The sequence below is a fragment of the Enterococcus sp. CR-Ec1 genome, from assembly GCF_002850555.1.
Classification (GTDB): Bacteria; Bacillota; Bacilli; order Lactobacillales; family Enterococcaceae; genus Enterococcus_D; species Enterococcus_D entomosocium.
The window spans coordinates 3,303,268-3,327,304 of record NZ_CP025223.1 but is presented as its reverse complement, the minus strand read 5'-3'; the positions used below and the strand labels follow the sequence as shown (position 1 = coordinate 3,327,304).

General features: G+C 39.0%; 30 protein-coding genes. All 30 read left to right on the top strand.

What is annotated here, in order from left to right:
* Nucleotides 1-12 precede the first annotated feature (12 nt).
* The 30 genes from CXM95_RS15870 to CXM95_RS15730 all read left to right on the top strand — a co-directional run bounded on the left by CXM95_RS15870 (nucleotide 13) and on the right by CXM95_RS15730 (nucleotide 24,034).
* On the top strand, nucleotides 13-288 hold the full coding sequence (locus CXM95_RS15870; protein ID WP_101699412.1) for a hypothetical protein: 276 nt from the start codon (nucleotides 13-15) through the stop codon (nucleotides 286-288).
* Between the two features lie 4 nt (nucleotides 289-292).
* Nucleotides 293-727, top strand: a complete 435-nt coding sequence (locus tag CXM95_RS15865) for a RusA family crossover junction endodeoxyribonuclease (RefSeq protein ID WP_101699411.1) — start codon at nucleotides 293-295, stop codon at nucleotides 725-727.
* A gap of 13 nt (nucleotides 728-740) precedes the next feature.
* Nucleotides 741-1,526 carry a hypothetical protein gene (locus CXM95_RS15860; RefSeq protein WP_101699410.1) on the top strand — a complete coding sequence of 262 codons (786 nt, stop codon included), beginning with the start codon at nucleotides 741-743 and terminating at the stop codon, nucleotides 1,524-1,526.
* The gene (locus CXM95_RS15855) at nucleotides 1,523-1,717 is read left to right on the top strand and encodes a hypothetical protein (RefSeq protein ID WP_101699409.1); all 195 of its coding nucleotides are present in this window, start codon (nucleotides 1,523-1,525) and stop codon (nucleotides 1,715-1,717) included. The genes CXM95_RS15860 and CXM95_RS15855 overlap by 4 nt, the downstream gene beginning before the upstream one ends.
* A gap of 141 nt (nucleotides 1,718-1,858) precedes the next feature.
* Complete coding sequence (locus CXM95_RS15850) at nucleotides 1,859-2,050, top strand: hypothetical protein (RefSeq protein WP_101699408.1); 192 nt, start codon at nucleotides 1,859-1,861, stop codon at nucleotides 2,048-2,050.
* 35 nt (nucleotides 2,051-2,085) lie between these two features.
* Nucleotides 2,086-3,324 (top strand): DNA (cytosine-5-)-methyltransferase, encoded by a 1,239-nt coding sequence (dcm, locus tag CXM95_RS15845; RefSeq protein WP_101699407.1) that lies wholly within the window; start codon nucleotides 2,086-2,088, stop codon nucleotides 3,322-3,324.
* Nucleotide 3,325: 1 nt separating this feature from the next.
* Nucleotides 3,326-4,114 carry a DNA adenine methylase gene (locus CXM95_RS15840; RefSeq protein ID WP_101698890.1) on the top strand — a complete coding sequence of 263 codons (789 nt, stop codon included), beginning with the start codon at nucleotides 3,326-3,328 and terminating at the stop codon, nucleotides 4,112-4,114.
* A gap of 36 nt (nucleotides 4,115-4,150) precedes the next feature.
* Nucleotides 4,151-4,342, top strand: a complete 192-nt coding sequence (locus tag CXM95_RS15835; RefSeq protein ID WP_101699602.1) for a hypothetical protein — start codon at nucleotides 4,151-4,153, stop codon at nucleotides 4,340-4,342.
* Between the two features lie 164 nt (nucleotides 4,343-4,506).
* The gene (locus CXM95_RS15830; protein WP_101699406.1) at nucleotides 4,507-4,977 is read left to right on the top strand and encodes a hypothetical protein; all 471 of its coding nucleotides are present in this window, start codon (nucleotides 4,507-4,509) and stop codon (nucleotides 4,975-4,977) included.
* 284 nt (nucleotides 4,978-5,261) lie between these two features.
* On the top strand, nucleotides 5,262-6,128 hold the full coding sequence (locus CXM95_RS15825; protein WP_101699405.1) for a hypothetical protein: 867 nt from the start codon (nucleotides 5,262-5,264) through the stop codon (nucleotides 6,126-6,128).
* Between the two features lie 85 nt (nucleotides 6,129-6,213).
* On the top strand, nucleotides 6,214-7,032 hold the full coding sequence (terS, locus tag CXM95_RS15820; protein WP_101699404.1) for a phage terminase small subunit: 819 nt from the start codon (nucleotides 6,214-6,216) through the stop codon (nucleotides 7,030-7,032).
* 5 nt (nucleotides 7,033-7,037) lie between these two features.
* Nucleotides 7,038-8,312 (top strand): PBSX family phage terminase large subunit, encoded by a 1,275-nt coding sequence (locus CXM95_RS15815; protein WP_101699403.1) that lies wholly within the window; start codon nucleotides 7,038-7,040, stop codon nucleotides 8,310-8,312.
* Nucleotides 8,313-8,325: 13 nt separating this feature from the next.
* Entirely contained in the window at nucleotides 8,326-9,717 is a 1,392-nt protein-coding gene (locus tag CXM95_RS15810) for a phage portal protein (RefSeq protein ID WP_101699402.1), read from the top strand.
* A 5-nt stretch (nucleotides 9,718-9,722) separates the two neighbouring features.
* Complete coding sequence (locus CXM95_RS15805) at nucleotides 9,723-11,330, top strand: minor capsid protein (RefSeq protein WP_101699401.1); 1,608 nt, start codon at nucleotides 9,723-9,725, stop codon at nucleotides 11,328-11,330.
* A complete protein-coding gene (locus tag CXM95_RS15800; protein WP_101699400.1) occupies nucleotides 11,323-11,526 on the top strand; it encodes a hypothetical protein in 204 nt (67 codons plus the stop codon). Before CXM95_RS15805 ends, CXM95_RS15800 begins: the two co-directional genes overlap by 8 nt.
* A gap of 224 nt (nucleotides 11,527-11,750) precedes the next feature.
* The gene (locus CXM95_RS15795) at nucleotides 11,751-12,335 is read left to right on the top strand and encodes a phage scaffolding protein (protein ID WP_101699399.1); all 585 of its coding nucleotides are present in this window, start codon (nucleotides 11,751-11,753) and stop codon (nucleotides 12,333-12,335) included.
* On the top strand, nucleotides 12,335-13,363 hold the full coding sequence (locus tag CXM95_RS15790; protein ID WP_101699398.1) for a head protein: 1,029 nt from the start codon (nucleotides 12,335-12,337) through the stop codon (nucleotides 13,361-13,363). Before CXM95_RS15795 ends, CXM95_RS15790 begins: the two co-directional genes overlap by 1 nt.
* Nucleotides 13,364-13,371: 8 nt before the next feature.
* Nucleotides 13,372-13,740 (top strand): hypothetical protein, encoded by a 369-nt coding sequence (locus CXM95_RS15785; RefSeq protein WP_101699397.1) that lies wholly within the window; start codon nucleotides 13,372-13,374, stop codon nucleotides 13,738-13,740.
* Nucleotides 13,741-13,747: 7 nt separating this feature from the next.
* A complete protein-coding gene (locus CXM95_RS15780) occupies nucleotides 13,748-14,110 on the top strand; it encodes a hypothetical protein (RefSeq protein ID WP_101699396.1) in 363 nt (120 codons plus the stop codon).
* A complete protein-coding gene (locus CXM95_RS15775) occupies nucleotides 14,107-14,577 on the top strand; it encodes an HK97 gp10 family phage protein (protein WP_101699395.1) in 471 nt (156 codons plus the stop codon). Before CXM95_RS15780 ends, CXM95_RS15775 begins: the two co-directional genes overlap by 4 nt.
* Entirely contained in the window at nucleotides 14,574-15,005 is a 432-nt protein-coding gene (locus tag CXM95_RS15770) for a phage tail terminator family protein (protein WP_101699394.1), read from the top strand. The genes CXM95_RS15775 and CXM95_RS15770 overlap by 4 nt, the downstream gene beginning before the upstream one ends.
* Nucleotides 14,992-15,225 carry a hypothetical protein gene (locus tag CXM95_RS15765; protein ID WP_101699393.1) on the top strand — a complete coding sequence of 78 codons (234 nt, stop codon included), beginning with the start codon at nucleotides 14,992-14,994 and terminating at the stop codon, nucleotides 15,223-15,225. The genes CXM95_RS15770 and CXM95_RS15765 overlap by 14 nt, the downstream gene beginning before the upstream one ends.
* A 1-nt stretch (nucleotide 15,226) precedes the next feature.
* Nucleotides 15,227-16,531: a phage tail sheath family protein gene (locus tag CXM95_RS15760; protein ID WP_101699392.1), complete on the top strand. Its 1,305-nt coding sequence runs from the start codon at nucleotides 15,227-15,229 to the stop codon at nucleotides 16,529-16,531.
* 19 nt (nucleotides 16,532-16,550) lie between these two features.
* Nucleotides 16,551-17,015 (top strand): phage tail tube protein, encoded by a 465-nt coding sequence (locus CXM95_RS15755; RefSeq protein WP_101699391.1) that lies wholly within the window; start codon nucleotides 16,551-16,553, stop codon nucleotides 17,013-17,015.
* Nucleotides 17,016-17,032: 17 nt separating this feature from the next.
* The gene (locus tag CXM95_RS15750) at nucleotides 17,033-17,428 is read left to right on the top strand and encodes a phage tail assembly chaperone (RefSeq protein ID WP_101699390.1); all 396 of its coding nucleotides are present in this window, start codon (nucleotides 17,033-17,035) and stop codon (nucleotides 17,426-17,428) included.
* Nucleotides 17,428-17,601 carry a hypothetical protein gene (locus tag CXM95_RS18895; RefSeq protein WP_164888636.1) on the top strand — a complete coding sequence of 58 codons (174 nt, stop codon included), beginning with the start codon at nucleotides 17,428-17,430 and terminating at the stop codon, nucleotides 17,599-17,601. The genes CXM95_RS15750 and CXM95_RS18895 overlap by 1 nt, the downstream gene beginning before the upstream one ends.
* A 9-nt stretch (nucleotides 17,602-17,610) precedes the next feature.
* Complete coding sequence (locus CXM95_RS15745; protein ID WP_101699389.1) at nucleotides 17,611-22,071, top strand: tape measure protein; 4,461 nt, start codon at nucleotides 17,611-17,613, stop codon at nucleotides 22,069-22,071.
* A 9-nt stretch (nucleotides 22,072-22,080) separates the two neighbouring features.
* Nucleotides 22,081-22,758, top strand: a complete 678-nt coding sequence (locus CXM95_RS15740; RefSeq protein WP_101699388.1) for a hypothetical protein — start codon at nucleotides 22,081-22,083, stop codon at nucleotides 22,756-22,758.
* On the top strand, nucleotides 22,755-23,732 hold the full coding sequence (locus CXM95_RS15735; RefSeq protein WP_101699387.1) for an XkdQ/YqbQ family protein: 978 nt from the start codon (nucleotides 22,755-22,757) through the stop codon (nucleotides 23,730-23,732). The genes CXM95_RS15740 and CXM95_RS15735 overlap by 4 nt, the downstream gene beginning before the upstream one ends.
* Entirely contained in the window at nucleotides 23,732-24,034 is a 303-nt protein-coding gene (locus CXM95_RS15730; RefSeq protein ID WP_101699386.1) for a DUF2577 family protein, read from the top strand. The genes CXM95_RS15735 and CXM95_RS15730 overlap by 1 nt, the downstream gene beginning before the upstream one ends.
* Nucleotides 24,035-24,037 lie beyond the last annotated feature (3 nt).

The following is a 24,037-nucleotide window of genomic DNA, read 5'->3' as shown; positions in this document are numbered from 1 at the left end:
ACGGAGGGAACTATGAACTATTTAGGTATAGTAGAACGACTAATTTCAGCCACAACTGATCAAGAGAATTTAATCAGTTTAAACTTCGCTAGGGAGGGATTAAAAGCTGAGAACGTAAATCAACTCCCAGAAGCAGAAGCAAAAAAACGTTTTGTCTATTATTTAAGACCATTCTTTATTTTCCGCTTGTATCCAAGCGTTTATGAAACCGGCAAGTGGGTAAGACTTACTTTTGACGATTATTTAAGAGGGATAAATAAAGAACTTAATAGGACAGGGAAGGATTGAGCAAATGGAAATATTTTTTACAGTTCCCGGGGAACCAGTGCCGCAAGGGCGACCTAAATTCACTACGAAGCCGTTCGTTCGTGCGTATGACCCGCCAAAATCAGCAGCGTATAAAAAGTTAGTGGCTGCTTATGCATCGAGAGTGAAACCTACTACTCCGTTAGAAGGAGATTTGTTCGTGAAAATTGATGTCTATAAAGGCTCGTTGAAGAGTTTCAGCAAAAAGAAGCTTGAACAGGCTGAAGCGAAATCTCTAAGACCCAGAACAAAGCCCGATGCAGATAACTACGCAAAAGGACCGCTTGATGCATGCAAAGGAATTCTTTGGAAAGATGATGGCCAAGTTGTCGATCTGTTCGTCAGCAAGTACTATTCCAAGAATCCTAGAATTGAGATTCGTATTCAGGAAGTAGATTCAATACAAGAAACACTATTTTGAGGAGGAAAAATAAATGACATTAGAATTTAACGCAACAGTACGCGACAAAGGTTTAGGAAACGATGATAAAAAGAAAATCTTACTTGAGGTTCCGATCAGTGAGTTGAAAGGGAAAGTTGAAGAATTAACGCAGCTTACCAACAAAGCTGTCACGATTCAAATTATCCCTCAATACTATCGGTACACAGTGCCTTTTGACAAAAGCACCAATGCACCAACACAAGAATACGTTGTAAACAACGACGGGTCAATCAACTTTGTTAAAAAAGAGCAAACACAACTGGAAGTTGACGATCAAGGAAATATCGATATTGAAAACCGTCCGTTTGAAGTCACAAAAGATATCGTTGATGAATTTATTCTTGCTGCAAGTTCTCTTGAATTTCCGGGAAATATTAATCCACGAAGTGTGCTCATTCGACTTGAAGACGGCGAGCCAGCAGAAGATGTGGCAGAAGACTACGAAATGTCAGCAATCACATTGCTCAACGAGCTTGAAAAAGCACGTGAATATTATGCACCGTATGCTGCTGCATGGGATAAAAAGCGTAATGAAGTAATCTTTTTGGAAAAAGAACCTGAAACCGATGATTCTGACGTTTCAGAAGAAGCTAGCGAGGATATTTCTGATGAGGCGAATAACGAATCGGAAACAGAAGAAAACATCTCAGAATTGGAGTCAGATGCCAATGAAGACATTTCCGGAATTGACGAAGAAGCTGACGGTGATTTACTAGGACAATCCGATCCTTATGGGAACGAACCGCCGGAAGATGATGGAGAGGAAGATCCTTATTGACTTTTGAAGATGACAAAATAATTATCTTAGAAGACGCAAAATTCTACTGGAGCATCGGCAGGATCAACCAAGCAAAAGATCTCTTCGGCAAAGGGTTTAAGCCTAGCGAAGTGGCTCAAATCATGAATGAGAAATTGATCGATGTTGGATTATTGTACCTTCACTTGTTGGAAAGTAACCAGATTAAGTAGGTGATCCCATGACATGCAATCGATGTAAAGGCGAAAGGATTATTTGGGGAAAAGATATGTTTGACCGGGCAGTAGCAATCAACTGTCCGGTCTGCAATAAAGATGGTGCTGCTGTTCGTAAAGAAACGAAGGAGTGGGCAAATGGACATTCTCGAAGTATTTTGGACAAACGTTGACTGGCACTTAAAAGCTAAGAAAGTAGCTTTGAGAAAAACTCACGAAGAAGCGAGAAAGAAAAGAGCCGGAATTCAATTGCGGACTGTTGAGGATATTGCAAAATCTTTAAAGATCGATGATTATTCGATACTTTTTGAAAAGATTGAGAGTCAGTAATCCACCAAAATAACCAACTAGAAAGGAGACGGAAAATGAAATTTTTAGATCTGTTCGCAGGTATTGGCGGTTTCCGTCTTGGAATGGAACAAGCCGGTCATGAATGTGTCGGCTTTTGTGAAATAGATAAGTTTGCGAGAGCGAGTTACAAAGCTATTCATAATACAGAAGGAGAGGTGGAGATGCATGACATCACATCAGTTTCAGATGAGTTTATTCGAGGAATCGGAGATATCGACATTATCTGTGGAGGATTTCCGTGCCAGGCTTTTAGCATCGCTGGAAAGCGGCAAGGTTTCGAGGATACTAGAGGAACTCTCTTCTTTGAGATTGCAAGGTTCGCATCTATTCTCAGACCACGCTATTTATTCCTTGAGAACGTCAAAGGACTCCTCAATCACGAAGGAGGGGCTACGTTCGAGACGATCCTCCGAGCCTTGGATGAACTCGGGTATGATGCGGAATGGGAAGTGCATAACTCTAAAGACTACGTTCCGCAAAACAGGGAGCGAGTTTTCGTTGTCGGACATCTTAGAGGAGAACGTACCGAGCAAGTATTTCCTTTCGAAAGAGAAAGTGGAGGCATTGATAAAGAATCTGGAAGAATAAATATTGTAGGGTCAACAAAAAGAAAATATCAATCTTCGCTGGGACAAAGAGAAGTGGTTTATAGCTCTAAGGGCTTAGTGGGTGCTTTGACAGCCACAGACTATAAAGGACCTAAGCAGATAGCTATCCCAGTATTAACGCCTGATCGTACTGAAAAACGGCAGAATGGCAGACGATTCAAAGAAGACGGTGAAGAAATGTTCACGCTAACGGCTCAGGATCGTCATGGTGTCATGGTTGTCGGAGGTCTTTATACGAATGATTCCGAAAGGTTTAGTCGTGGTGTGCTGCCTGGACTAAGCAGATCACTTAAGTCGCAGAACCATGATGCCGCAATTTTAATAAAAGAAGCAACTGCACAAGGTTACGCACAAGCCCTGCCAGGAGATTCAATCAATATCAGCCATCCAAATTCTGAAACAAGACGGGGGCGAGTTGGTAAGGGTATTGCCAATACTTTACTAACAGGAAAAAAGCAAGCTGTAGTTACAGAAGAATTTCAGATTCGAAAACTAACACCTAGAGAATGTTGGCGGCTGCAAGGATTCCCAGATTGGGCATTCGATCGTGCAAAAGAAGTTAATTCCGATAGCCAACTATATAAGCAAGCAGGCAACTCAGTTACTGTGCCAGTGATACACGATATAGCAAGGAGGCTCGTATGAGGTGAAAAGAATATTAAATTATCCCGGAAGTAAATGGCGCATGGCGGACTTAATTGTCGATATGATTCCAGAGCATACGACTTATGTGGAACCCTTTTTCGGCAGTGGAGCTGTCTTATTTAACAAATCGCTGTCCGTAGTAGAGACAATAAATGACTTGGACCAACGTGTTTATAATTTTTTTAAAGTGTGCAGAGATAATCCTAAGGAGTTAGCAAAGGCTGTCTATTTAACACCTCATAGCAGATTGGAGCACCAGTTGAGCGGACAGATTGTGGGCGATAGTATAGAAGATGCCAGGACATTTTTAATCCAAAGCTGGCAATCTATTGGTGGGATACAGAAACATAAAACTGGATGGAGAAGTAATATCGACAAGATAGGCGGCAAGATTCATGAATGGAATGAAATACCAGGGCGGATACTTGAAGTCGCAGAACGGCTTAAACAAGTGCAAATAGAAAATCAAGATGCAATTGAATTACTTCAAAGATACAATCGCAAAACTGTATTTGCCTATATCGATCCACCGTATGTGATGGCGACCAGAAAAGGCAGGCTTTATCAAACGGAGTTTGAAGATAAACAACATGAACAGCTGTTGGATTTCCTTTCATCTGATTTTAAATGCAAAGCGATATTAAGCGGGTATCAATGTGAAATGTACGATGACATATTAAGTTCATGGTACAAAGTACAATTTCAAGCGAATGCAGAAGCCGGTCAAAGTAGGCTGGAAACACTTTGGTGCAATTTTGAGCCAAACGGTCAGCTGTCATTATTTGGTTAGTCAGCTATCCGACGAAATAGGAGAAAGAATATGATTATGAAAAATAAATTTGTAATCTTTGCATTCTTGGGATTAATCGCAGTATCATCTTGGATTTCTGCATATGTGATTTTGTCCCAAGCAAAACAAATCGTGAAGCTACAAGAACAACTGCAGCATGAGCAGATGAAGTACAAGGTTATTATCAATGATCCGCTGGTGCGAGATGCGATGGAAAGTGGGGGATGATTATGACAGTTGCAGTTTTAGTGTTCACAGGATTCGTAGTGATAATGGTCGTTGCAGTAATTGTTGGAAAGAAGATGGACGATAGAGAAGGAAAATAAAAAAGCCACTACCTTTTGGGTAAGTGACCTGTGACAAGACTATTTTACCATAAAGGGGTGGCGTTTGTGAGATTTCAATGGCTTAAAAACTACCAAGACTTAGAAGAACAAATACTCTTCATGAAATGGAATCTTAACAAGAGTAGGTTGGAATTAGATCGATGGGTCAACGGTGATTTAGCAAACGTGCGCCTTGAAAAAAATTCAAGATCATCATCGTTGGAAGAAAACATCAGGATTATAGAGAATGAATTAGAGCTGCTTGAAAAAGAAAAAATTGAACTGATGGAATTAATCGATTCTTTCAGCGGAGCAGACAATCAGATTGTAAAATTAAAATATATTGACGACATGGATGTTTATGATATAGCAGATGCTACAGGCTACAGCGTATCTTATATCAGAAAGCGGCATACTGAGATTCGAAAGACATTGTCATTTGTTGATGAGTATGAGGCACGGCGAGAGGAACGCTTGAAGAAGCAAGAAGAAATTGATTATTATTCAGCAGACCAAGATCAATTAAGCTTGTTTTGATATTGTCACAAAATGCGACCTCAAAGCCTGTGTATATTTCTTGATTTAAACGGGTTATAGTAATAGCGTAGAAGAAACGGAGAGACGGTTGTTGGACTACTCACACTAATCCAAATACCGAAAGGGGGCTAATCCCTCATCGCTTTACTTCTTTGACGGATACGAAAGACAGCACAATTTTTTGAAAGAGGTGGATCATCTCATTTCGAAATTCGCTAGTGCTGTCTTTTTAGTGTATTTGTTGATATGATAAAAGCAAATAATTAGATAATGGAGTGATAAATTTGGCAGATGAAAATAATCAATCAAGTGAAAAGACCATTGAAAACAATAATTGCTTTATCATTACACCTATAGGGGCTCAGGACGGAAGAGAGAGAAGATTCGCTGATGGTATCACTAATGAGGTTATTGAGCCGGTCTTGAAAGAGTTTGAGATGACACCAATTGTTGCGCACAGGATTAGTGAAACTGGATCAATTAACGATCAAGTTATACAACATATTTACAAAGATAAATTAGCAATTTGTAACTTAACAGGTTTAAATCCAAATGTTATGTATGAACTTGGCGTACGCTATACAATGAGAAAACATACTATTTTAATTTGTGAACAAGGAACAAGATTGCCTTTTGATATTATCACAGAGAGAACTATTTTTTACACTAACGATATCGCTGGAAGTGCTGAACTTAAACAGCAACTAAAAGACATGATATCAAGAATTGATTATTCCTCTGAACCTGATAATCCTATTTTTAAGGTTTTGGATTTTGAAAAAGCGATGGGGAATGTCAAAGATGAAGGCGCCGCTGATGCACTCATCGAAAAATTGAAAGATGTCTTAGAAAATCATAGTACACAAAATGTCATAAAAACGAGTACCTATGCGGCTGTAATAGAAAAATTGGACAACATTCCTTTTTCAGCAACAGATTGGAACGGTTTAGTTCATTTCACTTTGACCAATTCTAATCAGCAGGTATATTTCACTAAGTCAGCGGCTTCAAATTCTCAGAAAGTTTGGGTTGTATATTTTCATTCGAAAGTACCTGTGGCTGTTGGGTTTAATTATATTGTGAATGCAGTAAATCAAATATTTAGCGGAAGAGCAAATGTGATGTTAGTAGATACAACAAATCAAGAATAGAAATTATGTATCGTAAGATCCAACATGATTCAAATAAAGTTAAAACAAAACTCAATTAAGAGTGATCGTGAGGTGGTGTGTATGAATGGCTAGGCAACGAGATCCAAGGAGGGATCAAGCAAGAGGAATTTGGCTGAAATCTAATGGCAAAAAGCTTTTGAAGGATATTGCTGAGGAACTTGGCGTTTCTGATTCTCAGATTAGAAAATGGAAATCGCAGGATAAATGGTCAGAAGAATTGAAAGGTAATGTTACCAATGCGAAAAGTAACGTTACCAATCGAGGTGGCGCACCGCCAGGAAATCAAAATGCCAAAGGAAACAAAGGGAACAAACAGGCATCTCCGCCATCAGGCAATAAAAATGCACTGAAAACAGGGGAATATGAAACCATATTTGCGGACTATCTAACTGAAGAAGAGAAGGATCTTTATTCGAATTTGAATGATGATCCTTTTTTTGTTATGTCAGAAGAGGTCCGGCTGTTAAAAATAAGGCAGCGAAGAATGATGAAGCGTATTGCTGATGTGCAAGCCGGACTAACAGAGAAAGAAACCGAACAGCTTTTAGAGCTGCGAGGGCGTAAGACGCTTGTCGAATCGAAGAAATTCGGACGAAAAGTTCAGGTTGATGTTCCAGAATTAGTCTTGACGGAGAGGAAAGAAAAATCGTTCAGGAAAATTGAAGATATCTTGGCCATTGAAGATGCCTTAACACGAGTGAGCGCTCAATTGCAGCGTGCAGTTAAGCAGCTTGCTGATCTAACGATGAATGATAAGCGCAGTAGGCTGATGGACGTACAAATCGATCACACGAAAGCTCAAACAACCAGAGCATTGATCAATAAGGATGGCGATGAAAATGATGGCGGAACTGTTATCAACATCATCGACGATATTGGGTGATCGGCATGGCTAAAGTGGTAACACAAAAAAATGTAAAACTCACTGATGTCTTGGCTCCTTCATTTTATTCATTTCACAAAGCCGTAAAAGACGGATTGCATTCTTCCTATTGGTTGAAAGGTGGTCGTGGATCTACAAAATCATCCGCTATTTCAGTTGAAATTATTCTCGGCATTGAAAAGGATACAAATGCAAATGCTGTTGTTTTACGGAAAGTAGCTGAAACGCTTCGAGAGTCAGTTTATGAACAAATGCTCTGGGCAATTGACATCCTTGGCTTAACTGACGAATATCATGCATCAGTAAAGCCATTACGAATAACTAAAATTAAGACAGGGCAACGGATTATATTCAAAGGTGCAGAAAAGCCTAAAAAGGTAAAGGCATCAAAATTCCGTAGGGGTTATGCAAAATTCATATGGTATGAGGAAGTTGATGAATTTAATTCGATGGCTGAAATTAGAACGATCAATCAATCTCTTGGCCGTGGTGGTGCAGGTATCACCATCTTCTATTCTTTCAATCCGCCGGAAAGTAACACTAACTGGACAAATCTAGAAATTCAACAGCAACAAGTTCGTGATGAGGTTTTTGTCCATCACAGCGATTACAGGACTGTTCCAAAAGAATGGTTAGGGGAATTGTTCATCCAAGAGGCAGAACACCTTAAGAAGACGAATGAGGACAAATACAAGCATGAGTATTTAGGTGAGGTGACTGGTACAGGTGCAGAAGTATTTAAGAATATCACTGTCCGTAAAATCACCGATGAAGAAGTTGCAAGCTTTGATAAAATATCGCACGGTATCGACCACGGTTACGCTGGGGATCCGATGCACTACACGAAAAATCATTTCGACAAGACGCGGAGTAAGCTTTATATATTCGGAGAGGTTCATAAAGTGGGATTGTCTAACCTTAAGGCAGTTTCAGCAATTAGAAAACTAAATCCTGATAACGAAATTGTTATAGCAGATAGTGCTGAACCTAGAACAAATAATGAATTCAAAGATTTAGGATTGAAGATAAAAGGAGCTAAAAAAGGACCTGGTTCTATCGAACATGGGATTAAGTGGCTGCAAGATCTGGAAGAAATTATCATCGATCCATATCGTTGTCCAAATACTAAGCGAGAATTTTCAACTTATGAGCTGGAACGAGACACTAACGGAAATCTTAAAGGGTCTTATCCAGATAAAAATAACCACTCGATTGATGCGGTTCGTTACTCTCGTGAAGAAGAAATGAAGAAACCAGCCAAAATAAAAATTATGAAGTAGGAGGTGTTGCGATTTGGACATTGAAACAGTCAAGAAAATCATTAGTGAGAATCTGAAAGGTTTTCCCAGTAAAATTCGAAAAATAAGAAAATCAGAACTCTATTATGAAAATAAAAACGACATCTTACGTAGGAGAAATCCTTTAGCGGATAGAATTAAGGATAAGGATCCCGACAATCCCTTGAGGAATGCAGACAATCGTATTAGTCATTCCTTTCATCAGTTGCTGGTCAATCAAAAAGCAGCATATGCTATGACTGTACCGCCACTGTTTGATGTTGATGATAAGACATTGAATCAAGAGATTGTAAAACTCTTAGGTGATGTCTATCCTAAAGTGGCTAAAGACCTATGCATCAATGCTAGTAATGCAGGAATTGCGTGGATACATGTGTGGAGAGATGAAGAAAATCAGAATTTCTTTCGATATGCTGTCATTGATTCGAAGCAAATCATACCGATTTACTCCAAGCGATTAACTAATCAATTAGAGGGGATTTTGAGAGTATATGAGGATTATGATGATTCTGGAGATGTTTTACTAGTTTATGAGTATTGGAATAATGAAGAATGCAGTGTTTATTCTCGGAAAAAAAGCAAGACACTCGATAATCTAGAGGAATATGAGGTGTTTAATCTCATAGATGTTGCAACGAATCAACCTGCTGGCGCAACAAATACCTATAAACACGGATGGTCAAGGCTACCATTCATTCCTTTGAGAAATAATCCTCTACAACAGCCAGATTTGGAGATGTACAAAGCCCTTATTGATGTTTACGACAAAGTCTTTTCGGGATTTGTTAATGATGTTGATGATATTCAAGAAATCATTTATGTGTTGACCAATTACGGCGGGGAAGATAAAAAGGAATTCCTGAGTGATTTAAAGAAATATAAAATGGTTAAGGTCGAAGATGATGGACAAGGGGCTAAAGGAGGAGTTGAGACACTCGCTATTGATATTCCAATTGAAGCACGATCAAAGATTTTGGAAATGACACGAGATAGTATATTTGTCCACGGCCAAGGTGTGGATCCTCAGAAAAATATTGGCCAGAACAACAGTGGCGCTGCTTTAAAATATATGTACTCATTATTAGAGCTTAAAGCTTCAATGTTAGAAACAGAATTCCGCTTAGGATTCGCTGAATTGGTCCGTTTCATTCTAGAATATTCTGGCAAAGATGCGAACATTACAATCAAACAGACATGGACACGCTCTGCTATCAACAATGACCTTGAACAAGCGGACATTGTCAGCAAACTTGCTCCTGTGACGAGCGAAGAGAATCTTGCCAAAGCTAACCCGATTGTTGAAAATTGGGAGACAGAGGTCGCAAATCTAAAACAGGAGCGTGAAAAAGAATTTCGAGGAGAGGATGATTATCGACCGGAGGAATGATCTAAATGAGATATTGGCAAAAGCGTTACCTGCAGATTTCGATTGATCGTGATCGAAGGGACCAAGAGTACATCCGACAGATGCAAAAAGAATATAAGCGTTTATCAAAGTCAATTTACAAAGAGATAAAGGAATGGATCGACCGATATGCCGATAACAATCAAATTTCATCTAAAGAAGCGCAACAGATCTTGTCCAAGAAAGAACAAAAGACCTGGTCGATGACATTGGAACAATTTCGGCAAAAAGCAATATCGGGCGGCTATGAGCAAGAGTTAAATCATGAGTATTTCAAATCAAGAGTCAGTCGTTTGGATCAGCTTCAACGACAGCTTTACTTTGAACTTGCCGAGATGGCGAACAATCAAGAAGCAGCGATGCAATCATATCTAAAAGAATCGCTTAATGATAGCTATCTTCGTCAGATCTATGAGCTGACCGATCAGGGTGCTTTTTCTTTGGACTTTAGTCGGTATAGTAGCTATGCATTGCAAGTGGCCATATCCAAACCGTGGAAAGGAAATAACTTTTCACGAAGAATTTGGAAAACCCATCTAAAAACCATTCCGGATCGCTTGTCAAAAACGATGTCCTTATCAATCCTACATGGCTGGGGCGTGGATCGTACGGTCAAAGAAATGATGTTTGGAATCGATTCTGTGTTGCGTAATAGAATGACAACTCTAGTTCAAACAGAATCGGCCCACTTAGCTGAGGTGGCCAATGATAAAGCAATGGCTGAAACTGGTGTAAAGGAGTGGGAATGGCTTGCTACTCTTGAAGCTCATACCTGTGATCGATGTGGCGGATTTGATGGTCAACACTTTGAACGAGGTGATCCAGATGCTCCAGATTGCCCTGATCATCCAAACTGCAGGTGCACTCGAGTGCCGGTCATCCTCGGATGGTCAAGTGCATCAAGATGGCAGAGAGATCCAATCACTGGTAAAGGGAATGTTGAGAACTATCAAACATTCCACGAGTGGAAAAAGAATCAATCAGTCATAAAGCAAGATACACCAAATGGTGAAGTCTTAAGAGAAAAACAAGAGGATATTAAGCCAATTAAATGGATTAAATATATTCCAGGTATTACTGATAAAGGAGAGAAATCCTTGAATGACTATAATCAAAAAATTAATGATTACAGTAAAACGACTGGTAATGAAATGTCCATATTGTTAAATACTAAGACAGGGAAATTGCTTTCTAGTCAAACCGGAGAGCCGGATAGAATAGACTTTAATAATAAAACCATAGAGGCATTGAAGAATAGCGAGAAAGGTTCATTAGTATTAAGTCATAATCATCCAGGAACACTAAACTCTGTATTTTCTAAAGCTGATATAGATAAGTTGTTTGAATATAAATCTTTACAAGCTCTAGCTCTACAAACTAGCAATGGTAATCAATATGTATTAGATAGGAATGGAAAGTATCCAAATAAAGTTTCAAGAATGCTATTTATTGGTGGTAAATATGATAAGACTATACAAAAATATATTAAAAAGTATGGTCAAAAAGATGAGCTATGGGGTAAAATAACTGAAGAAGCAGTAAAAGAAATCGTAAACCAGTATGGGTTTACTTTTAGGAGGGTAAATGATGACTGATGCCTATATGGAATATCCAGAGTTTAAAAGATTATATCCAGATAAAAGCATGGAGGATTGGTTAGAGTATTCGAAACAGAAATCTTATAATGATGCCTTAAAAATGTTCGAAGAAATAAAGTCAGATTTGTCTCCGGAAGAACTTAGTGAAGCAGAACTTGGATTAAAAGAATTAGCAGAAGACTTAAAAAAATAGCACCCTATTACTTAGTTGTGATTGAGTGCTATTTTTGTATCTAAAAAAGGAGTGCTCTCTATGGATGAAGACGAATTGGAAGAGGTTTGGGAACTTGAGGATTTAGGTATTTTATAGTCTAGCTTGCTAGGCTTTTTGTTTTGTCAAAAATCGACCGGAACGTCGTTAAACTACCAAATCCAACCGGTGTCGTTGCACCGTAAAATCTCGAAAGGATGAACAATATGAAAAGAGAAGAGCTAAAAAAAATAGGACTGTCTGATGAGCAAATGGATGCGGTGATGGCAGCACATGGCCAAACTGTTCAATCACTTAACACTCAGATCGCTACATTACAACAGTCAGAAACAGATTTAAAAGGGCAATTGTCTAGTCGTGATAAGGATCTTGCTAAGTTACAAAAAGACAATAAAGACAACGAAGAACTGCTAGGGCAAATTGATTCTCTGAAGAAACAATACAAAGACTTAGAGAAAACCAGTAGCGATAATTTAGTAAAAATTCAACGAGAGTCAGCGCTAAACTCTTTACTAGTTGAATCGAAAGTAAAAAATCCTAAAGCTGTCGCTGCATTATTAGATGATGAAAAAATTGTCTTTAAAGAAGGAGAATTATCTGGAGCAAAAGAACAGATTGAAGCTCTACAAAAGTCTGATGCATATCTGTTTGATATGGGCACCAAACCGGGAGGATACAATCCACCTGCAGGACAGGCTGCAACAAATTACGCTTCTTTTGACGAAGCTATGGAAAAAGGTGACGTAGATGGTTTCTTGCGTCAACAAATTGAAAGTGAGGAAAATGAATAATGGCGAATGAAATTACAAAAATTCTGGATACTATTACTCCAGAACAGTATACAAAATATACAAATTGGTACGCGGAGCAACACTCGGCGTTCATTCAATCGGGTATCTTAGTACCAACACCAACTTTAGATCAAATGATCGTAGCAGGTGGGCTGCTAGTTACAATGCCCGAATGGAGTAAGACAGCGTTAGTTGATCAAGTCTTAGCTGAAGACAAAGCTCTAGAAACTGGTAAAACCAGTGCAGCTAAACAAGTAGCACCAGTGCTTTACCGTGGAACGGGGGCAGCGTATACGGATCTTGCTGCAATCACTGCTGGATCTAATCCTGCAACTCAGATTTTAAGTGACTTTGGTGTATATACGATCGAATCTGACCAAGAAATTTTGCAAGCGATCATCAAAGCGTTGTTCGCAAAAGGAACAGGACAAAACAAAGGGGCATTGGCAGATTCTCACGTATCAGATCAATCTACGGCCAAAAATCCAGTGATTTGTCCTGAAATGGTTATTGATGCACGGTCGATTTTAGGAACTTCTCGAAGCAAGTTATCAGTGATTGCAATGCATTCTAAAGTAAAAGCAGAACTGGAAAAGCAAAATACTCAAACAAAACATTTTATTCCCGCAAGTGACTCTAAGTCTGGATTTGATACGTATCTCGGTATGCGTGTTGTAGAAGATGATGCATTACTACCAAATGCAGATGGTATTTATGAAACCTATCTTTATGCTACAGGTGCCTTTGGTCGAAATACTGCAACACCAGCAGACATGGTGACTTATGAACCTGATCGTGATAAAGCAAAAGGAAATAACATGCTTTATGTTCGTCGTGCTCGTGTAATTCATCCTTTCGGCTTGGCTTTTGAAAATGCTCAAGTTTCTGAGCTAACGCCAACAAATGCTGATCTAGCTTTACCTAAAAATTGGAAGAAAGTTCGCGAAGACAAGAAAATTGGTTTGGTTTGTTTGCGTCACAAAATCAGTGCTGATTTAGAAGAAACGACGCCACAAACTGAAGGATAAGTGATCGTATGGAAGAGCTGAAAGAACGAATTCTTAAAAAATTGAAGAAGCTGAAAGGCATCGATGACGATGGTTCAAACGATGTCTTTTTGTTTGCAATTGAAACAGCTATTCAAGACATTCTGAACTATTGTCATTTCGAAATAGAAGACTGGCCGGTGGCTTTGGATAACACTACAGTTTTAATGTCAATTGATCTTATCAATGAAACAGATTTTTTTCTTAAAGCGGCAGAAGCTGAAATGAAGTCTTTAAGCGAAGGGGATTTCTCAATCACAAAAGAAACTAAGGCAGAGGCGTATCAAAAAATGATGCAGTTGCCTTCATTTTCTAGAAGCTATTTCAGGATCCTGAATCAGTTTAGACGGTTGAGGTGAATATTCCATGTTTGATTTTGCAAAAAAAGAATTTGAGAAACAATATGATTCCAAAATGACAGTGAAAAAGAACCAGCAGGTCAAAGAAGGGACTATAACAAAATCTAAATGGGTTGCTGTAAATGGTCTGAAAGATATACCTTGTCGCATCTCGAAAAAACAGATTACTCCAGTTAGTGAGGGAGATTTTGCAGGTATCTCTTATTCAATTTCCTTGTACTGCGACCCATTACTGGAAATTGAACCCGGGAGTCGCATATCTATTACTGATCTTTATGGTGTAGTAAGAGAGTATAAACGCTCATCAGAAGGCTTTTCTAGTTACAGAACACACCAAGAGATTTCAATTGTAAGGGATGATAAAGCATGAGTTCGGATTTCATTTATGACGAGTTTTTGGCTTTTGCTAATAAGTTTCATAAGAACTTGCAAGAAGAAACGTTTATTGTCGATGTCATGAATAAACTAGGAAATATTATGATTCGAGAAGTGAAAATGAAAACGCCAGTCGGTAAATATGATAATTCTGTATTTTTCGTCTCAAATGGAAAGCTGCTTGTTTTTGAAGCTGGTAGCACAGCACGAACAGGTGGAGAATTGAGAAGGAATTGGATCCTTGACGGTGTGGAAAGTACTGGTGATGGATATGCTGTTACGATCTCAAACAATACGGAATATGCATCATATGTTGAGAACGGTCATAGGAAAGCAGATCATTCTGGATGGGTGGAAGGCCAGTTCTTCTTGAAAATCACGATGGAAGAAATTCTCGATCAATTACCAAAAATCGTTGGCCCGGCGTATGAAGAATATTTGAGAGGATTTGGTTTTTCATGATCGATGTAACGTTAGCAATTGCAAACGAACTTTCTAGAATCGTTCCTGATGCGGTCATCTACCGGGAAAATCAGGAACAAGGATTCCAAGAGCCGTCTTTTTATATCTACGAAATCATGGCCGATAGTAAGGGCGAATTGATGTCATATGAGAATCGCAAACATCTATATTGTGTGATGTGGTTTCCTGATACAACAAAAGATGATCCTGGTGTGAAAGAGCAGTGCGAAAAAATGCGTAGCAAGCTATTAGATGAGTTTAATCGTCTGGACTGCTTATCTGTTGGTTTATTAAATAGAGAGGCTAAAATCGAATCTGGGACGCTCAATTTTACATTTAAAATCAGATATAGAGTTGCTTTTGATAATGAAACATCAAAAATAGACTCATTTGAACAAAAAGGAGGTTTGAAAAGTGGCAAGACCTAAAAAAGCAATTACAGAGGCAACAGTCGAGAGTATTGGAGAAGAGATTGCGAATGAAGAAATCAGTGAAGAAAAAAAGTTTCCTAAAGAGGATGTTATTCGTTCAGCAGATTTTTCTCCAATTGATCGAGATTTTTTAAGCGGCTACTTAGAAGATAAGAAATACACAGTGGCTGAGGCTAAACAGGCTTTAAATAAAATAAAAAAAGGAGTTGTAAATTAATATGGCAGGTGGAACATGGACTACACAGAATAAAGTACGACCAGGAGCATATGTTAATGTTCGTTCCAATGGAAATGTCGGGACATCTGATTCAATTACAGGAGTAGTGGCTTTGCCATTGGCTCTAGATTTTGGGCCAGAAGGCGAAGTTATTGAAATTAATGTTAGTTCAGATCTGACTAGATTTGGATACGACCTAACACACGAAAAACTTTTGCTGCTCCGAGAAGCATTGAAGCAAGCTGCAACTGTATTACTTTATCGAGTGGGTAGCGGAGGAAAAGCAGCAGCTGTCGAAGGATCGTTATCAGTTACGGCACTATACGGTGGAACAAGGGGAAATGACATCAGTGTTATTTCAAAAGAAAATGTAAATATTACTGGAGCTTTTGATGTTGAGACATATCTTGAGGGCCGATTGATTGATTCTCAGACGGTAAAGACGATCGGAGAATTAATCAATAATCGGTTAGTTTCTTTCACTGGCGAAGGAGATTTAACTGCTTTCTCGATTGTCTTAGAAAATGGATCTAATACTGCAGCAACGGCGAATGACTATATGACTTTCTTTAGCAAGATTCAAGTATATGATTTTAATACCATTGCTTTGCCAGTCAAAGATGAAGTTACAAAGGCTGCGGGCGCTTCTTTTATCAATCGCATGAGAAATGAAGAGGGCAAAAAGTGCCAATTAGTAGTTGCGGGTTATGCGGCTAATAGTGAGGCTGTTATCAACATTAAGAATGGTGTAGTGCTGTCAGATGGAACCTTAATTTCTCCCGAACAAGCAACAGCATGGGTAGCAGGAGCTTCGGCGGCAGCGGGTGTTGCGACATCGCTAACTTACAAAGCTTATGATGGCGCTACTGATGTAACACAACGGTACTTAAATTCGGAGATCATCACTTCACTGCAGAATGGTGAATTCGTATTTACAGAAAAACGAGGATCTGCTGTTGTTGAGCAAGACATTAATAGTTTACGCTCATTCACTACCGAAAAAAGCCGAGACTTTGCTAAGAACCGTATTCTTCGAGTATTGGATGATATTGCTAATAACTCAAAGAAAACATTTGAAGATAATTTCATTGGAAAAGTAAATGCAGATCAGGACGGCAGAGAGTTATTCAAAGCCGATCGTATTAGCTATTTCAATTCATTGCAAGGAGCAGGAGCAATCACGAATTTCTCTGCAGATGATGTCGTGGTAGAAGCAGGAAATGATAAAGATTCTATTGTACTTAATGTACAGGTTCAGCCAGTAGACGCTATGGAAAAACTTTACATGACAGTACAGGTCTTATAAGAAAGGGGAATAAAAGAATATGCCATTTTTAAAAGCTGGTGACGTGATTTCTGGTCGTGAAGGAACCGCCTTTATGACCATTGATGGCCGGAATATTCCGATGTTTTGGTTAAAAAATATTGAGGCTAAAGTTGAGTTAATCAAAACAGAAGTTCCGGTTTTGGGTAAACGAATGAATCAACAAAAAGTAACTGGGGCTAATGGTACTGGATCAATGACAATTCACAAAGTAACCAGTGAATTTGCAGCAATCGGTATCAACTACCTTAAGTCGGGAAAGATTCCTGATATCACAATTAAAATTACAAATGATGATCCCAATAGCACCGTAGGTCGGCAATCGACGCTTATCAGTGATGTTATTTTTGATTCTATCGTTATTGCGAAGCTAGATATCGAATCAGAAACATTAGATGAAGATGTTGACTTTACATTTGCAGACGCTGATTTACTAGATCAGTTTGTTGAACCATCACTAGGATAATTTAGGAGGAGACACACATGGATATCAAAAGTTTTATGATTGAAGCACAAGGCGGAACAAAAGAGGTCGAATTTGATCGGTTTGAAGAACCATTTGTTATTGAAGCAATTTCAGAAACCGAAAATGATCGCTTGAAAAAAGCGAGCACCTCTAAACGGCGCAGTAAATCAGGAAATACTATCAAAGATCTTGATACTGATCGATATGCAGACGCTTTGCTATCTCGATGTGTAAAAACGCCTGACTTGCACAATGCAGAACTGCAAGCTTATTTTAAAACGGACGGATCGGCTTCTGATACATTGAAAGCAATGTTGCTTGCAGGCGAATATGCAACACTATCAAAAGAAGTATTAGAGCTTAACGGTTTTGATGAGAATGAAGAAGATCTTAAAGAAGATGTAAAAAAATAATGGAAGACGGCGAATCCGGTGAGTTTTGGTATGCATATCATGCGTACCATCGCAATGGGATGACGCCGTCTATTTTTTCAAATCTTCCCAAAAGAGAAAAAGCAATCGTTATGGCTTTCATAGATATCAATATTGAAGCAGAAGAAAAGGCTAATAAAAAAATGAAGAAGTAGGTGGATTCTATGGCATCTCTAGAAGCGAGCTTAAAGCTTCGAGATCAATTCACCGCAGTTCTCAAAACAATCGATAGCGCCTTAAATCATACAACGCAAACCATGAGTTCATTTAAGCAAAAAGCAGCTGGTCCGGCTCAAGCATTACAGCAAATGGCCACAGCAGCTGCTAGTGCTGTTAGTAAGATGAATTCAAGTATTCGAAGTGGATTAGATGTTGTGATGAATGTGGTTCGCTCGACTACCGAGAGAATCTTAACGCTATTCGGGAACTTCGGAAATCAAATTTCGACAAAGCTAAATCTTGGAGGTGTGACCTCAAAAATATCCTCAGCATTTAGCGGAGTGACCAATAAAATTTCATCTGTATTTTCTGGTCTAGGAAAAATAGCAGGATCCGCTTTTAGTTCAGTGACGTCTGCTGCTAAGAGTTTAGGTTCAGGAGTATCATCAGTATTTACTTCAGTGATTGGGCATGCTAAAAATTTTGGCAGTAACCTAGGCAATGCATTTAATGGCGCGAAAAATTCGTTCAAGCAGTTTGGGCACGATTTAAAATCAGGCTTTTCAGGAATCAAAGAATCTACAGGACAAGCAACAAATGGTGTGAAAAGTTTTGTTGCTGCTATTGGCTTGATGAAAGCTGCAAGTGCAATAGTAAATACTGTCAAAAGTTCGATCGATGGAGCAATTGATCGTTTTGATACGCTGAATCAGTTTCCTAAAATGATGCAAGCTGTTGGCTTTAGTGCCGATCAAGCCGCAACTGCAAAAGATAAGCTAGTGGCGGGGATCGATGGATTGCCAACTACTTTAGGTGAGGTTGTAAGCACCACACAGCGTATTGCAACAATGACCAAAGATTTGGATGGTGCTACTAAAACAACGTTGGCCCTGAATAACGCATTCTTGGCTTCTGGTTCAGATTCTGCAAAAGCCTCGCAAGGGCTAGAGCAATATATTCAAATGCTCGGCAAAGGCGAAGTGGATATGCAGTCTTGGCGATCGCTTCAAGATACTATGGGGGTTGCTCTAAATGAAGTTGCTGAATCTTTTGGTTTTGCTGGTCGTTCTGCTCAGAATGATTTGTACAAAGCCTTGCAAGAAGGAAACATAACTTTTGATCAGTTCAACAACAGAATCATTGAAATGAGTGAGGCAACTGGCGGATTTGCAGAACGTGCTTTGATTGGTTCTGAAGGTATTAAGACGAGCTTTAAGAATATCAGAACAGCTGTTACGAACGGCGTTGAGGGGTCCATAAGGAAAATAGATTCCTTAGTTGAAAAGATTACTGGGAAAAATATTGCTAAAAACTTAGATGGTGTGAAACAAAAAGTTAAAGATGTTTTCGCAGCGATTAATGGAAACGATGAAAAGACTGGTCTGTTGGATCGTTTACCAGGAATGATTGAAAAGGTTACTCCTTATGTGAACGTATTGAAAGGCGCCTTTAATGATTTGAAAGGACCGATTGGCGATGCAATCAATGCAGTCAAGAAAAGCCTGTCCGAATTAACAGGATCCTTTGGTAGTCAAAAAAGCGTGGCTAGCTTTCAATCGTTTGTTGATGGAATAACGGAGAGTATATCTAAACTTGCAGGTTTTGTTGAAAAACATTCAGATTCAATTGCTAAATTAATTTCATTGTTACCCAAATTAGCAGCTGCTTTTATTGGGTTTAAAATCGGCAAAGGAGTTTTATCACCATTCCTTACATTTGGGAAAGGATTAACCACTGTCTTATCCGCTACTGGTAAATTAGGTGGTAATTTGGCTGGTAACTTTTTAAGTATTTTTGGTTTTGGAAAGAGCAAACCCGGGAGCGATCCTTCGGGTGGCTTCGACATGGGTGCAAAAACCCTAATTAGTCCATTAAATACTTTCTTAAATACAATGAACGGTTTTGCAAAAGGCGCAACAAACCTAGCGCTTGTTTTTGGAGTTATTTTATTGATCAAGCAAGCAGCCCAAGCTCTCAAAGAAGTAAGTGAGAAAATTCCTGATAATTTGGCTATGCTATCAGTGAAACTGGGAATGATGGCAGCTGCATTGGCTGGTATGGGTGTTTTTGTTGCCGCTGCAGGACTAATTGCTAAAAGAAATCCAAGCGCTGCAATAGCGGGTTTGGCAACTGTTGCTGCATTATCAGGAAATATTATTTTGGCAGCAGAAGCTATGAAACAAATTGACTCAAAAGTACCTACTGATATAGCGTCTTTTGGTGCAAAACTTGGAAACATGGCAATTGCACTTGGCAGCATGGCGGCTATTGTGGGAATTGCGGGTGTACTGGCAAATCTTAATCCTTCAGCTGCAGTAGCTGGATTGGTGGTTGTTGCTGCGCTAAGTGTTGAATTAATCTTAGCAGCAGAAGCCATGAAACAAGTGAATAATAAGGTTCCAAGCAACATAGGGGATTTCGCTTCTAAAATTGCAAATATGGCGATAGCTATTGGTAGCTTATCTCTGCTGGCCGGCATCATAGGATCAGTCATGGCTACAGGAATTGGCGGAGCAATCATTGCAGCGGGTCTGTTAGCAATCGCAGCCGTTGCCGCTGATTTGATTCTTGTTGCTGAAGCAATACAACAAGTCCAAAACAAGGTCCCTGATGATCTGTCTGGAGTAAAAACAAAGATCGACAATATTGCTGAAGTAATTGGATATTTTTCTGACAAAAATTTGGGCAATATCTTCAGTGTGTTTAGTAATGCTGTAGGTATGCTAAATACTGCAGTAGTCGTATCTAACTTATCGAAGTTTGTTGAAATTGGTAACGCAATGATCGATCTTCAAACAGTAGTTTTTTCAAGAACAGCTGTGATGGGGGCAATTGAAGACATTCAATACTGCATGGATGCTTTGACCAATGGTAGTTTCATAAGCAAGTTTGGAGCTTTAGCTAATAGCAGCTTAGACACTGGGACAACCTCTAATGTAGAGAAAATAATCGATACCCTAATTCAAATTGGTAATAGTTTTCAAAAATTGGAGTTAGTTTTATTTACTCGAAGCGCAGTTGAAAAATCTATTCTTGATATTCAAAGTGCAATTGATTTATTGACTAGTGGAAGTCTATCAACAAAATTGAGTAATTTCATAGGCAGTGGTTTTGACAGTGGAACTGTCAATAAGGTCTCTGAGACTATTGATACGCTGATAAAAATTGGAAATCAATTTGTTAAGCTACAATCAACTGTTTTCTCTGCAAACGCTGTTCAATTGGCTATCGATGATTTGCAAAAATGTATCGATATGCTGACTGGAGGTGGTTTGTGGGATAAACTAAAAAACTTTTTTGGAAGTAAAATTGACACAGGTACCTTGAACGAAGTCAGTCAAGCGATAGACGTACTGATTCAAATTGGTCAAAAATTTTCAAGTCTGCAAGGTGTTCTGTTTACACCAAGTGCAGTTCAGCAAAGTATTACAGCAATTAATGATGTTATTGAGACTATCGGCACTTCTTCTATAGGGAATTGGATAGGTACAATGGTTAAATCATCACAATTGGGGGAAGTTGTTTCTACAATTTCTCAATTGACCCTTGTACGTGACGCCATAGCTAATTTCGGGAGTGGAGAAATCAATACACAAGGAATCGAAGCAGCAATTACTGCAATCGATTCAGTAATTCAAAAGCTGAACACTTTACCGGAAACTGCTGATATTGGCGGCTTACAAAACATGATCGGTGTTTTACAATCCTTAGTAAGTCAGTTTGATGCTGTAGTAGCAGCTACACAAGCAAGCATGACAGGAATGGATGGGCTATCAGCTAATTTCAGTTCCAATCTTTCATCAATGCAAAGCAATACTACAGCTACAATGAGCGCAATTCAGTCGGCAGGCACTTCTGGGATGGCAGCATTTACTTCAGCTATTGCTAGTGGAATGGCTGCTGCATCGAGTGCGGCACGAGCCGGAAATACTCAAATTGTTAGTGCTTTTTCATCGTTGAGGAGCCAACTGTTTTCTGCAGGTTCTTATGCGATGTCTGGTTTAACTGCCGGGATTCAAGCAGGTGCAGGATCAGCAATCGCAGCAGCGCAGTCGGTAGCAAGTCGAGTGGCGTCGACGGTTCGTAGTGCATTAGATATTCATTCACCTTCACGAGTTATGATGGCTATTGGTGGATTTGTATCTGAAGGATTGGCTAATGGTATCCTTGCGGCTCAGAACTTAGTGCAAAAGGCAAGTGACGCACTGGCGTTGGCAACAATTCCGGATCAGTTAGCGACAGTTGCTGCGAATGGGTCGGTTACGAGTAGTGTTCATGTAGATGATGAAGATATCTCTCGTTTAAAAGCATCATCAAATCCAACTGTAGTTGTTCAACACAAGCAGGTAGTACCACAAGTTACGATTCACATTGACAACAAGGATGGAGAGCCAATTGATGAAGAAGCTTTGCTTCAACAATTTGAAGATAAAGTAATTGAGTTAATTGACGCGGATCTAAGTTAGGAGGCATGTATGGCAATTAAATTCTATTTAGAGATTAGTGGGAAGCGTTACATGCTTCCCGTTAATCCTAGTTCAATAAAAGTCGATGTTCCAAGTAGAAATGAATCAAATGAAGTTGTAAAGCTGGGAGAGATCACCCAGTTTGCAATCAAAGGATTAAAATCAGCATCCTTTGATTGCTTTTTTCCTGCAAGCAAAGACAATCGTTTTGTTATGAATGGAAGTTCTTTTTTGCCACCAGGAGATTATGTTTTGCTTTTAGAAAAAGCTATGGACAACCAAAAAGCAATCAGGTTTATTGTCACTGACACAAAAATTAACATGCTTGTTTCAATTGAATCATTCTCATGGTCGATTGTTGATTCAACAGGGGATATTGAATATTCCCTTTCTCTAAAAGAGTATAGAGAGTATGCTGCTAAATATGTAAAAACAGTAGCAAAGCAAGTAAGTCGACAACCGGCAAGACCGACCGTCACTCAAGAGATCACAATTGGGTGCACAGTTATTGTCAATGGCAAACTACATCGAGATTCTTATGGATCAGGTCCTGGGCTAACTGAGGTTAATGCTACCAGAAAAGTAAATTTCATCGCAAAAGGTCGTAGTCATCCCTACCATGTAACATTAACAAATGGCGGATGGCGTGGCTGGGTTACCGCTGGAAGTGTGAGGAGAATCAAATGAACTTACAGATTCTGGAAACTAGTATAAACAATAGGGAAATGTACGATATTTCAGAAATAGCGAGCAATCCAAGATGGACAACTGGAACATCATCCCAGCCGGGTAAATTTGAGTTTTCTGTTAATGTTGATAAGGTTGTTTTCATTCGTAGCGGAGATATTATTGAGGCCAAAAGTGATGGCAAGACTTTCTTTAAAGGAAAGGTCTTTATTAGGCGAAAAAGCAAATCTATGTTGTGGCAAATTATTGCATATGACAATATGCGATATTTAAAAAATGAGGATACCCTTGTTTTTGGTGCGTCTAGTGTGTCTAACAGATTTAAAAAAATATGTGAAACACAGGGATTAAAATATAAAGTTTTAGACCAGGTGCCGTATAATTGTCCAGCAGCAGTTATGGATAATAAAACTTATTTTTCAATGCTAGAAGATTCGTTAGAAGACACAAGGGTTAACTATAGCGGTATGCGTTATGGTATTAGAGATAACGCTGGAATATTAGAGTTTTTTTCTTATAATCGTATGATCACAAAGCTTGTTATTGGTGATAATTCACTTATGACTGATTATGATTATGAAGCTTCAATTGATGATTCGGCAAATGCAGTCAAAGTTATTCGAGAAGATTCTGAAAAAAAATCTCGGGAAGTCTATACGGCCAGTCATTCTGGAAATATAGAAAAGTGGGGACGACTGCAAATCGTTGAGACAGTAAGCGACGCCGATTTAAACTCATCCCAATTGCAACAACAAGCTAATTCTTTATTGCGTGAAAACAATAAAGAAGTTAAAACATTGGGATTAGAAGCTGTAGGCTCGTTTGAAATTCAAGCAGGAAACAGTTTCATCTTAAGAGTTTCGGATTTACAAAAAGATGGAATAGGAAACGATAGTCTAGCTCTAGTGACTTCTTGCGTGCATAACCTCGGAAATGTTCATACGATGAGTCTACAAGTTGAGGTGGTGGCATAATGGCTGGAGAAAAACTTGCAAGAGTCATCAAAGATAACAGACCTAAAGACAGCGAACTATCGGACTTGATTTACGGTCTAGTAACGAGTATCAATCCCCTTGCAATTCGCATTGATAATCGTTATAGCGTTGGAAGCCAACATTTGATCTTATCTCAGATGGTGAAAAATTTAACGGTAACGATTACTATAGATGGAAAACAGGGGACTGCTCAAGTATTTCGCCCACTACAAGTCGGGGACCATGTTCGTATGTTAAGAGTGAGCAAAGGACAAAAATTTTACGTTTTGGAAAGGAGCTAATGA

Coding starts and splice junctions, on each gene's coding strand:
- CXM95_RS15870 (WP_101699412.1), top strand. CDS start 13: ATGAACTATTTAGGTATAGTAGAACGACTAATTTCAGCCACAACTGAT.
- CXM95_RS15865 (WP_101699411.1), top strand. CDS start 293: ATGGAAATATTTTTTACAGTTCCCGGGGAACCAGTGCCGCAAGGGCGA.
- CXM95_RS15860 (WP_101699410.1), top strand. CDS start 741: ATGACATTAGAATTTAACGCAACAGTACGCGACAAAGGTTTAGGAAAC.
- CXM95_RS15850 (WP_101699408.1), top strand. CDS start 1,859: ATGGACATTCTCGAAGTATTTTGGACAAACGTTGACTGGCACTTAAAA.
- dcm (WP_101699407.1), top strand. CDS start 2,086: ATGAAATTTTTAGATCTGTTCGCAGGTATTGGCGGTTTCCGTCTTGGA.
- CXM95_RS15835 (WP_101699602.1), top strand. CDS start 4,151: ATGAAAAATAAATTTGTAATCTTTGCATTCTTGGGATTAATCGCAGTA.
- terS (WP_101699404.1), top strand. CDS start 6,214: ATGGCTAGGCAACGAGATCCAAGGAGGGATCAAGCAAGAGGAATTTGG.
- CXM95_RS15815 (WP_101699403.1), top strand. CDS start 7,038: ATGGCTAAAGTGGTAACACAAAAAAATGTAAAACTCACTGATGTCTTG.
- CXM95_RS15805 (WP_101699401.1), top strand. CDS start 9,723: ATGAGATATTGGCAAAAGCGTTACCTGCAGATTTCGATTGATCGTGAT.
- CXM95_RS15800 (WP_101699400.1), top strand. CDS start 11,323: ATGACTGATGCCTATATGGAATATCCAGAGTTTAAAAGATTATATCCA.
- CXM95_RS15795 (WP_101699399.1), top strand. CDS start 11,751: ATGAAAAGAGAAGAGCTAAAAAAAATAGGACTGTCTGATGAGCAAATG.
- CXM95_RS15790 (WP_101699398.1), top strand. CDS start 12,335: ATGGCGAATGAAATTACAAAAATTCTGGATACTATTACTCCAGAACAG.
- CXM95_RS15785 (WP_101699397.1), top strand. CDS start 13,372: ATGGAAGAGCTGAAAGAACGAATTCTTAAAAAATTGAAGAAGCTGAAA.
- CXM95_RS15780 (WP_101699396.1), top strand. CDS start 13,748: ATGTTTGATTTTGCAAAAAAAGAATTTGAGAAACAATATGATTCCAAA.
- CXM95_RS15775 (WP_101699395.1), top strand. CDS start 14,107: ATGAGTTCGGATTTCATTTATGACGAGTTTTTGGCTTTTGCTAATAAG.
- CXM95_RS15770 (WP_101699394.1), top strand. CDS start 14,574: ATGATCGATGTAACGTTAGCAATTGCAAACGAACTTTCTAGAATCGTT.
- CXM95_RS15760 (WP_101699392.1), top strand. CDS start 15,227: ATGGCAGGTGGAACATGGACTACACAGAATAAAGTACGACCAGGAGCA.
- CXM95_RS15755 (WP_101699391.1), top strand. CDS start 16,551: ATGCCATTTTTAAAAGCTGGTGACGTGATTTCTGGTCGTGAAGGAACC.
- CXM95_RS15750 (WP_101699390.1), top strand. CDS start 17,033: ATGGATATCAAAAGTTTTATGATTGAAGCACAAGGCGGAACAAAAGAG.
- CXM95_RS18895 (WP_164888636.1), top strand. CDS start 17,428: ATGGAAGACGGCGAATCCGGTGAGTTTTGGTATGCATATCATGCGTAC.
- CXM95_RS15745 (WP_101699389.1), top strand. CDS start 17,611: ATGGCATCTCTAGAAGCGAGCTTAAAGCTTCGAGATCAATTCACCGCA.
- CXM95_RS15740 (WP_101699388.1), top strand. CDS start 22,081: ATGGCAATTAAATTCTATTTAGAGATTAGTGGGAAGCGTTACATGCTT.
- CXM95_RS15735 (WP_101699387.1), top strand. CDS start 22,755: ATGAACTTACAGATTCTGGAAACTAGTATAAACAATAGGGAAATGTAC.
- CXM95_RS15730 (WP_101699386.1), top strand. CDS start 23,732: ATGGCTGGAGAAAAACTTGCAAGAGTCATCAAAGATAACAGACCTAAA.